Below are 9,100 nucleotides of genomic sequence, written 5' to 3'. Positions count from 1 at the left end.
GTACCTGGGTCAACCGATTGCAGTAATGCGGACACTAATTTCTCTGGTGGTTTTTGCGTCATGGGTCATATTCTACGATACATCCCCTACATTTGTTCCTTCTTCTTTTTTCTTCTTACCCCGATTTACTGAGCGGATACGATTTTCTTACTCCTCAGGACTTACGCAACTGGCATATTTTTCCTGTAGGGTGTGTGACGCTGTGAAAATATCTGAACGTAAGAATAAGACTTATAGCGTCACGCACCAACCAGCAATTGTGACACTTGCGTAAGTCCTGCTCCTTACTTATTACTTATTACTTATTACTTATTACTTATTACTTGTTACTTGTTACTCATTACTCATTGCTCCTTACTTATTACTGTGCGCTGTCGCGCCCCCCTTACGCTAACATTACTCCTTACTCCTTACTCCTTACTCCTTACTCATTACTCCTTACTCCTTACTCATTACTCCTTACTCCTTACTCCTTACTCATTACTCCTTACTCCTTACTTCTAATTAACACAAATAGTATCTTCGCCATTTTCTTGACATTCCTTAAAGCTTATTTTATTAGAAATAATTTCAGCTTTTGTATCTAGTACTTGTTTTCTTATTTTCTCAGGTACCGCATTACCAAAATTACCCAAATTTAAAATATCTGCTTTTTCTAAACCAATTCTATAAACTTCACCTTTAAGTAAATTTTGTTGTCCAAGTTCTGCTAAATAAGCAATTGCTAAATCTATTCTTTTAACTGCGCTAGTTAAGACTGCTTTGGGAGCTATATCTAATTGATCGTTGGTATTACCAAAAGCATAAACTCCCCTTTCACTAGCTGTTTTTAAAACAGTCGCAGAAGCATTATCTAACCATTGATATATAACATCTGCACCAGTAGAAATTAATGCTAAAGTTGCTTCTTTTGCTTTTGCTACATCATTCCAATCACCAGTAAAAGTAGAAGTAACTTGTATGTCTGGCTTAATAGATTTTGCTCCTAATTCTAATCCACGGAATTCTTCTTGAGTTGCAGCAAATTTTTGCCCGCTAATATAAGCTATTCTATTATTTTTAGTCATCAATGCAGCAATGATTCCACAGAGATAACTTGCTTGTGAATGTTCAATTCTTAATGAGCCAAAATTAGCTCCAGAAACTGCACCGTTTACCCCAACAAAAAAAGTTTGAGGAAATTGTGGTGCAACCTGTTGAATCGCAGCATCAAATTGTCCTCCGTGAGCAAACACTAAGTTATAATTACGACGAGCAAAATCAGAAAGTACTTCCGTTTGATCTGGCTGGGATACTTTTTCTAAGTGGGTTACTTCTGCACCCAGTTTTTGTTTGGCTAATTGTATACCTTTGTAACCTGATTCGTTCCAAGTCTTGTCTGTAATAGATCCGGGAAGAGCGATCGCAATTTTATATGCGTTACTTGCATTGGATGTAGTTGGAGAATTTCCGCCACAAGCTTTCAGTAGTAAGCTTGTACTTGTTGCCGCTCCGCCATAAATCAAAAATTGACGTCTGTTGATATATTTTGACATTTCGATCTGGATTTATAAACCCTAGATAAATCTAGACTTTAACGCATTAAGTGACAATTGTATTTAATAATTTACAATTTATAAATATTAAATGAAAACTTAAATAAAAATATTACATAATATAATTCCATTTTCACATCAATAAAATTACTATTCAATAAAATTACTACTTAATAAAATTATTACGGTCGCTATTTAAATATCTTAATCATCATTTAATTTTCATTCACTCTGCGAAGCGTTGATAAAGTGATTAATTAAATTTACTTCATAAGTACAAGAGTAAGGAGAATCATATAAAAATAGGCATTGACCTGAGTTCAATTTCAGACTGACAATATGGAAATATGGTTTAACAGTTTTTTGTTTACCTATCTGACTTCTGGCAATAATTTTATCAGTTGGTTGTAATACTTCTAATTTTTTAATTTTTTCGAATCGATTTTTGGAAATTTTGTTTTCAATAATATATTCAACTCTAGACAGAGGATATGTTATTTTTTGCCCCTTGCCGATTCTGCGATTAATTATAGTAATTGTACCAGTTGATTTATCAAATAAAATACATGAATAGACACTTAAATTAACAATTAATAATATTATTGCGATAGTAACTAGCAGAATAATGAAAATACCAATTGTTCTTAGTAAAATAGGCTCTTTTATTAACTCTGTTGTCAGCTTTTCTTGTGTAATATCACCAATGAAAGCATTAATTTTATTGACTTTGTTTCTTGTCTCATTTAATGAAAAACCCACGTCATCATCGGTCATAAATGGAGTGCTTAAATTTTGATGGTTCAGGACAATCTGATAACTTTTGACATTTTCTAAATTAGGTGTATAAGCTGCGATTTGAGCTTCTTTAAGGTTTTCAATTTTTACTACACTTCGATCAGACCGAAAATAATTTGTTTTTAATTGACTCAACTCACAAATTATTTTTTGACGAGAATTGCGATCGCATTCAAGTTTTGCTTGTATTGTTACAGGCTTGGAAAAAAACATGAAGCCACCAAAAAATAAAGGTACCGATTGGATAACAGCCAGTATTATCAGTAAAACGGAAGAGGGGCTTCTAAGATTAGATTGAGACAGCCTAACAGTTGCAGGTGTATACTTTGTGATGTGCAGGTGATTTGTCATAAGACTAATAATTTCAGGAGAGATATCATCTACCTGCTAGCCGTGAAAGCATTACATCCTAAGGTTGACTGAGGGAATGATATCCCCAAACCTAAATAAGGATACAGGGTAAGTCCCATTTTACACATAGTAAACCCTAGTGTCCCACAGATAAAAGTAAATTCATAACCTTCTCGACTATGTGCGAGTTGCTATTTTTAATTACTTCGGATAGTCATTTCTCAACTGTAAATTGAAGTATTCTGTCCAAAACTTCCACTAATAAATCGACTTCGGGTAAAGTAAATAGTTTAGTATCTACCAAATAAAGGTATTTTAAGTGCAATGATAGGAACTCAAAAAGGGCGCATGCTACTGTCCCACAACTTTGATATTTTGGATGAAGTTGTACCTCAGCTTAGTCGAGAAGAATTTGTCAGTACATTTGTTGATGGACTCAAGTCTTACAGTGATATTAGCTGCTCTGGGATTAATAACCCCCATTGGATGGTAGAAGTTTTGTTTGACCCACATCAGCGATCGCCCCATGAAGTTGGGGAACTTTGTGCTGAAGCTTTGGGGAAAAAGCGTCAAACTCAAAAAAAACCTAACTCTGCTGCACTAAGTATTTTGGCATTGGGAGGACTGAAGACAACCCCTCCCCTGAGCACTTCTCCAACTTCCCTTCAACCTGGGGAGTGGGGAGTAGATGTTGTAGAAACAGTTTCTGCAGAACATTTTCTCCAAGAAATTGACTGGGAAGTGAAAACTGCTTCTAAACCCCCTGAAAGAATTTTCAAAGTTGAATTAGAAGTTTAATTTTTTAGAAATTTAATTAATTTTTAGCAGCTTAGTTACTGGAAATTTAAATTGCTATCAGCGTACATCAGTTAGATGCTCGAGAATAAGCTCAACTAGATTTCCACCTGTCATATATTATTGACGCTAATCCAGAAAATATTATTAGTGGGATGGGTTTAGATGATGTTATTGCTAATGATTCTAATACTTAGCCCACGATATTTGAGATCTTTTACCTTTCCATACATTCAGCTTGCGACACAAAGTAATATTTCTGTTCCCTATTTTCTCTCAAGCACAAAATAATTTCTTAAAAATATAACTTTCTAACAAATGTATCTTAGGCTGGTAATTACTTGTATCTAATAATGCAATCGCCAGAAACTTCTGTTAATTTGCCATTATTTTTCTTATCAAACAAAATATATCCATCAGAATTTGGTTCGGAAAACACTTTACCATCAGATTCGCCTTCGAAAATTACCTTACCTCCCGAATAGCAGGTAACCGTAGCATCCCGATTAGACCAGTCAGATACGTTCCTTGATATTCCGGTTCTCCAGGAAGAGCAACCGCTAATACCCAGCACAAGTAAAATCAAAAATCCCGTAGAAAAAAACTTATTTCTGAGCACCTTACACACTTCCTCAGAATACGGCTGCTGTCCTACTTAAATCATAAATCTAAAACAGAATATAGGACTCTGGTTTGATTATTATTAGCTCATGGTGCACTCTGGGTATAAAAAATTAGGTATTGTAGTGGACTGACACGCCTAAAATGATGCAATAGATTTGTCCTAAAATTTATTTCAATTAATGATTTTTGGATTTTGCTAATGCACTATTTTAGCTGTGTCAGTCCAGTAGGGTGCATTAGACGGAAGTCTTAACGCACCAAAAGCTTTGAGGATATTGCGTTGTAGGACTAACGCACCCTTGTATATTAAGCGCAAAGCGCAGGCTTACGCCAACAAAATCGAATATGATCCCCATAACTAAAATTATTGTTTTGAAGAGTACAACAGCTTATTTTTCTCTTTCCGTAGAAGCTTTGAAAAAATATAGTGCCACATTTTTTTCATCTTCACTTGATCTTGACGTTACGGCATCCCCTATGGTGATGAATATCTAGAAAAAATAAAACGAAAACACCATGTACAGTATTGGGGAATTTTCTCGGGTCGCCCAGGTATCTAAGCGTTTACTACGTTACTATAATGAGATTGGTTTGTTTCAACCGATCAAAGTTGAGCCTGCAAGTGGTCATCGTTACTATAGTGCGACCCAATTACCCACACTCAACCGTATTCTCGCACTCAAAGAGTTGGGCTTATCCTTAGATCAAATTCGGCGATTCATTAAAGATGATATCTCCTTAGAAGAAATTCAGGGTATGTTACTGATAAAAAAAGCTGAGCTAGAGCAACAGGTATTAGACGAACTCAAACGTATTCGCACAATTGAATCGCGCTTAAAGCAAATTAAAGATCGGGAGACCTATGTGCGTGACGTAGTGGTAAAGCAAGTTCCCCAACAAAGGTTGATTGGGGTACGTAAAACCTTATCAAATTCTGAGTCGGGAGATAATTTATGTTGGTCTGTTATGAATGCTCTTTCTGGGGAGAATGGTTCCACCTACGGAGCTCTGACAATTGTTCTTCACGAAGATGGAGTAAGTAGCGACCGCACTGATATCGAACTTGGACGTTTGCTCAATGCAACTTCCCATGCTCCCCTTACTATTTGTGATGGTATAACCCTTACAGAGCGATCGCTTCCAGAAGAAACCATGGCTACTTTCATTCCTCCTGCAGCCTCCTGTGCAAAACTGCTGGGGTATAACGCTATCGGTGAATGGGTCGAAGCCAATCAGTATACCTTCGCCGGTCCCGTGCGATTGGTCTTTTTGAGACTACCTAAACAATCCGGTGATTCGGACTTCGTCACAGAAATTCAGTTTCCAATCCGTAAGCGTACGGTTGAACTGGACTTGTTATCAATAAACTAGCTCTAGGACGGGGATAGGTAATAACAGCAATCTAATTGAGGAAGCATGGTTGATAGAGGGAATCATGATAGAAATTCAAATTTCCATGGTTCTCTTGTCTCGGGTATTGAAATATAACTTAAATCGCCGGGCAAACATCATCATAGGTGCAATAGGTATTGCGTTTGTCATAAGTACTGATACCAAGGATATGGATGATATATTTTTGCAACTATAGAAGTTTTGTCTCTATCAATAATGATTTGGTGTGTCTGGAAGTCGCATAAACCGAGGGTATCAAAGGTTTTTACGGTAAAAGAATTAGAAGAAAGTTTGATCGATGGCGGTTTTTCAATTGACTATAATTGGCAACCTAGTAAAGACAAAGCAGTATTTATTGTCGGAAAGAAGGTTAATAGCTGAGTAGGTTATTGTTACCTGTACATAGAACTGTCACACTTTTTTACTCACAATCTTTTTTTATTGTTGAGAGGATTTTTGACAAATAAAAATACTCCAAACCCTTACTTAAATTTGGATTTAGAGTATTTTCATTTTTAGGTTACATTGCTTAGTCTTTGCGCTAAGCTAAAAGCATATCTCAGTTCAGACAAGTGACTCCCGAGCTTCCCTGGCTCGGGATTTTTTTTGGCTATTGCTATGTAATATACATACATACTTTAATCGCCGTAACTACTAATAATAACAAAAAAAAAGTTGTGATGCAATGATACCAATTTGCTAAAAGCAAAAAGCTAAACTGAAGTCTAGGCAGTACACAGTTTTTACGTTTTTAGTTGTTGACTGACTGTGGTGAGTATTGGCAAGAAAAATATGCACTGAGTTAGATCTAGCACCTACTTATTAATGTGTTTTCTGAGTATATTTGATCCCCAGATGGTGAGTATCTGGGGATTTGTATCTAAAATACAGGAAAGATGATCTTTCTATTAGTCGTCCTTTCAGTTTCTGGGAGGACGCTTTTGTCTTTCTAGTCTTTCTAATTCCTCTGTCTCTTCGATCCATTGTTCGACGAGTTCAGCCACTACGGAACTCATCGAACGGTTCTTTTTGACACAAAGTATTTTAAGACGCATATGTATGTCGGCATCTAAATAAACACGTAAATCTTTTTGATGTGGGTTGTCTGCCATCTCCTTTTAAGCAAAATCTCATCCGAGACATTATCCCATAACACGTATACGGCGCTACAAATAAAAGTATTTGCTCATATACGGCATTAAGCACTTATGATAATTTTGCGGTGTTTTGATTGGGCTAGTGTAATGTTTAACAAGAAGTGGGTTGCAAAACGACTAACTGTAAATTTGGCAGCACAGGAAGCCAAGAAACTGGAAAAGTATTGCGCGGTGACAGGAAGACCAATGACTGATGTGCTGCGTCAACTGATTAGGGATAAGCTTTGAAAAGTCAACTAATTTTGACAAATTAACTGATAATTTACGATCAGTAAGGACGCACATCAAAAATGTGCGCCCTTAAATTACTGTTGTATATTTTTTTTGGAATTCACCAAATGACCTATTGTAAAATTCCGATCGCATGTAATAGTCCGTGACCAGTAAGAAGTTCAATCAGTAAACCAATGAAACCAATCATTGCGATCCGACCATTCCACACCTCAGCAGAAGTGGTGATACCCCACTCCCAACGCTCTGGGGGATAAATTTTGACCTTTTTCTTCATCTGGTTGACTTGCGCTAAAGTCAGACTGGGATTTTCTAAAGCATCAGCGGTTAAATCTGCTAACGCTTTCACGAATACCGGATGAGTATTTAGGGCTGGTACGCGACGGAAATTACTAATTCCACAATCTTCGGCGATTTCTCGGTACTCAATATCAATTTCCTCCAGTGTCTCAATATGTTCTGAGACAAAGCTAATTGGTACCACCACCAAATCTTTAATTCCCTTTTCCCCAAGCTCCTCAATTGCATCTTCGGTATAAGGTTGCAACCATTCAACAGGACCTACCCGACTTTGATAAGCTAATGTGTATTTATTCGCCCGATTGAGGGTCTGCATAATCAAATAAGTACATTCCTCAATTTCTTGTTGATATGGGTCCCCAGCCTCTTCTACATAGCTTTTGGGAACACCATGGGCGCTAAAGAAAATATGAGCATTATCGGGGTTGGGTAACTGATCGAGTTCTTGAGCTATCAATTCAGCCATTGCTTCCAAGTAGCCCTTTTCCTTGTACCAAGATGGAATAACAGTGTATTCAACTTCTTGAAGCTTGGGATTTTCTTGCCAAAATTTCTCGAGAAGCCGGAAGCTAGAACCACTGGTGCTGATTGAAAACTGGGGATAAAGAGGTAAAATTACCACACGGTCAATGCCATCTTCGATTAATCTGGCGATCGCTTCCTCTGTAAAAGGATGCCAGTAACGCATAGCAATATAAATTTCAGCATCTAGCCCCGAACTTTGTAATTGCTCCCTGAGGGCTTCTCCTTGAGCTTCTGTTATTTGACGTAGAGGCGAACCTCCACCAATCTTACGATAATTTTCCTGAGATGTTTTAGTTCGCCGAGTGGCGATAAACCAAGCTAGGGGTTTTTGCAACCACCGAAACGGTAGGCGAATAATCTCCGGATCGGAGAATAAATTGTACAAAAATGGCCCGACATCTTCTAATTTATCTGGCCCACCGAGGTTTAATAATAATACGCCTACACGACCCATGGCAGTTTTTATCCCCCAATTTTTTTCAGCTTTTTTACTAATGTTAACAATATATCTTTATTAAAGATATAAGTTAACAGAAAGGTAAGCACCAGTGGCTACATTTTTAAGAACATTAAGCTATCGTTACCAATGGTTATATGATGGGATTTCCCGCATCGCAGCCTTGAGCGTTGGTGGAGAAAATAAATTTCGTCACCTAGCTTTGCAAGGCTTAACAATTAACTCAGATAGCAGAATTTTAGATTTATGTTGTGGAAGCGGTCAAGCCACACAAATCTTAACTAAAATATCAAGAAATGTGACTGGATTAGACGCTTCTCCTCTTTCCCTGGAACGGGCAAAAGAAAATGTTCCTCAAGCGAATTATGTGGAAGCATTTGCAGAAGATATACCTTTTGCTGAAAATAAATTCGACCTTGTCCATACAAGTGCAGCATTACATGAAATGCAGCCAGAACAATTGCAAAAGATTCTCAAGGAAGTATATCGTATATTGCAACCGGGAGGTATATTTGCAATTGTAGATTTTCATCAACCAACAAATCCTTTATTTGTTCCCGGTTTATGGGTATTCTTTTGGTTGTTTGAAACAGAAACGGCTTGGAAGTTGTTAAGAAGCGATTTACCTGGGTTACTCAGAGATGTGGGGTTCAAGGTTGAGGAGCTGAAGTTATATGCAGGTGGTAGTTTGCAAGTAATTCAAGCGAGAAAGTGATTTAACAAAATTAGGACTTACGCATGTGTAATTGATTTATATCATTACGACGTTGGGCGATAATATTTGCGATACCAAAAGCTTAGTTTTACGTCGTTAGGAATGTGGATTAAATATAGCGGTTTTCATTTGAATCAAATACATTTTCTAATTCCCAAATGTAGAGACGTAAAATTTTACGTCTCTACGAGGTGTACTACACTCAACCGAAAACCGCTATAAA

Annotated in this window: 10 protein-coding genes; 5 read left to right on the top strand and 5 right to left on the bottom strand. The window is 37.1% G+C overall.

Features of this window, described 5'->3' with window-relative positions:
* Positions 1 to 500: 500 nt before the first annotated feature.
* Together QNJ50_RS27660 and QNJ50_RS27655 are read right to left on the bottom strand one after the other, a co-directional pair.
* On the bottom strand, positions 501 to 1,535 hold the full coding sequence (locus tag QNJ50_RS27660) for a BMP family protein (protein WP_300642142.1): 1,035 nt from the start codon (positions 1,533 to 1,535) through the stop codon (positions 501 to 503).
* Between the two features lie 222 nt (positions 1,536 to 1,757).
* Complete coding sequence (locus QNJ50_RS27655; RefSeq protein WP_300642139.1) at positions 1,758 to 2,681, bottom strand: hypothetical protein; 924 nt, start codon at positions 2,679 to 2,681, stop codon at positions 1,758 to 1,760.
* Between the two features lie 324 nt (positions 2,682 to 3,005).
* On the opposite strand from QNJ50_RS27655, the gene QNJ50_RS27650 reads away from it, so the two are divergent.
* Entirely contained in the window at positions 3,006 to 3,479 is a 474-nt protein-coding gene (locus tag QNJ50_RS27650; RefSeq protein ID WP_300642137.1) for a DUF2656 domain-containing protein, read from the top strand.
* Between the two features lie 334 nt (positions 3,480 to 3,813).
* Here QNJ50_RS27650 and QNJ50_RS27645 read toward each other — a convergent pair whose 3' ends face one another.
* Positions 3,814 to 4,095 (bottom strand): hypothetical protein, encoded by a 282-nt coding sequence (locus QNJ50_RS27645; RefSeq protein ID WP_300642134.1) that lies wholly within the window; start codon positions 4,093 to 4,095, stop codon positions 3,814 to 3,816.
* 521 nt (positions 4,096 to 4,616) lie between these two features.
* Here QNJ50_RS27645 and QNJ50_RS27640 point away from each other — a divergent pair.
* Positions 4,617 to 5,471, top strand: a complete 855-nt coding sequence (locus tag QNJ50_RS27640; protein WP_300642131.1) for a MerR family transcriptional regulator — start codon at positions 4,617 to 4,619, stop codon at positions 5,469 to 5,471.
* Positions 5,472 to 5,535: 64 nt separating this feature from the next.
* A complete protein-coding gene (locus QNJ50_RS28665) occupies positions 5,536 to 5,688 on the top strand; it encodes a hypothetical protein (RefSeq protein ID WP_366914347.1) in 153 nt (50 codons plus the stop codon).
* A gap of 724 nt (positions 5,689 to 6,412) precedes the next feature.
* Here the strand turns inward: QNJ50_RS28665 and QNJ50_RS27635 are convergent.
* Positions 6,413 to 6,604, bottom strand: a complete 192-nt coding sequence (locus QNJ50_RS27635) for a plasmid partition protein ParG (protein WP_300642128.1) — start codon at positions 6,602 to 6,604, stop codon at positions 6,413 to 6,415.
* Between the two features lie 132 nt (positions 6,605 to 6,736).
* Between QNJ50_RS27635 and QNJ50_RS27630 the strand changes: the two genes are divergently transcribed.
* Complete coding sequence (locus QNJ50_RS27630) at positions 6,737 to 6,877, top strand: ribbon-helix-helix protein, CopG family (RefSeq protein WP_300642125.1); 141 nt, start codon at positions 6,737 to 6,739, stop codon at positions 6,875 to 6,877.
* Positions 6,878 to 6,992: 115 nt separating this feature from the next.
* Here QNJ50_RS27630 and hemH read toward each other — a convergent pair whose 3' ends face one another.
* The gene (gene hemH / locus QNJ50_RS27625) at positions 6,993 to 8,159 is read right to left on the bottom strand and encodes a ferrochelatase (protein WP_300642122.1); all 1,167 of its coding nucleotides are present in this window, start codon (positions 8,157 to 8,159) and stop codon (positions 6,993 to 6,995) included.
* A gap of 94 nt (positions 8,160 to 8,253) precedes the next feature.
* Between hemH and QNJ50_RS27620 the strand changes: the two genes are divergently transcribed.
* The gene (locus QNJ50_RS27620) at positions 8,254 to 8,877 is read left to right on the top strand and encodes a class I SAM-dependent methyltransferase (RefSeq protein ID WP_300642119.1); all 624 of its coding nucleotides are present in this window, start codon (positions 8,254 to 8,256) and stop codon (positions 8,875 to 8,877) included.
* The last annotated feature ends 223 nt before the right edge of the window (positions 8,878 to 9,100 follow it).

The organism is Mastigocoleus sp. MO_188.B34 (genome assembly GCF_030065675.1).
Classification (GTDB): Bacteria; Cyanobacteriota; Cyanobacteriia; order Cyanobacteriales; family Nostocaceae; genus Mastigocoleus.
This window is presented reverse-complemented; position numbering and strand designations above follow the sequence as displayed.

Excerpts from the sequence above, each read along its gene's own strand:
- QNJ50_RS27650 (WP_300642137.1), top strand. The coding sequence starts at position 3,006 with ATGATAGGAACTCAAAAAGGGCGCATGCTACTGTCCCACAACTTTGAT.
- QNJ50_RS27655 (WP_300642139.1), bottom strand. The coding sequence starts at position 2,681 with ATGACAAATCACCTGCACATCACAAAGTATACACCTGCAACTGTTAGG.
- QNJ50_RS27660 (WP_300642142.1), bottom strand. The coding sequence starts at position 1,535 with ATGTCAAAATATATCAACAGACGTCAATTTTTGATTTATGGCGGAGCG.
- QNJ50_RS27630 (WP_300642125.1), top strand. The coding sequence starts at position 6,737 with ATGTTTAACAAGAAGTGGGTTGCAAAACGACTAACTGTAAATTTGGCA.
- QNJ50_RS28665 (WP_366914347.1), top strand. The coding sequence starts at position 5,536 with ATGATAGAAATTCAAATTTCCATGGTTCTCTTGTCTCGGGTATTGAAA.
- hemH (WP_300642122.1), bottom strand. The coding sequence starts at position 8,159 with ATGGGTCGTGTAGGCGTATTATTATTAAACCTCGGTGGGCCAGATAAA.
- QNJ50_RS27640 (WP_300642131.1), top strand. The coding sequence starts at position 4,617 with ATGTACAGTATTGGGGAATTTTCTCGGGTCGCCCAGGTATCTAAGCGT.
- QNJ50_RS27635 (WP_300642128.1), bottom strand. The coding sequence starts at position 6,604 with ATGGCAGACAACCCACATCAAAAAGATTTACGTGTTTATTTAGATGCC.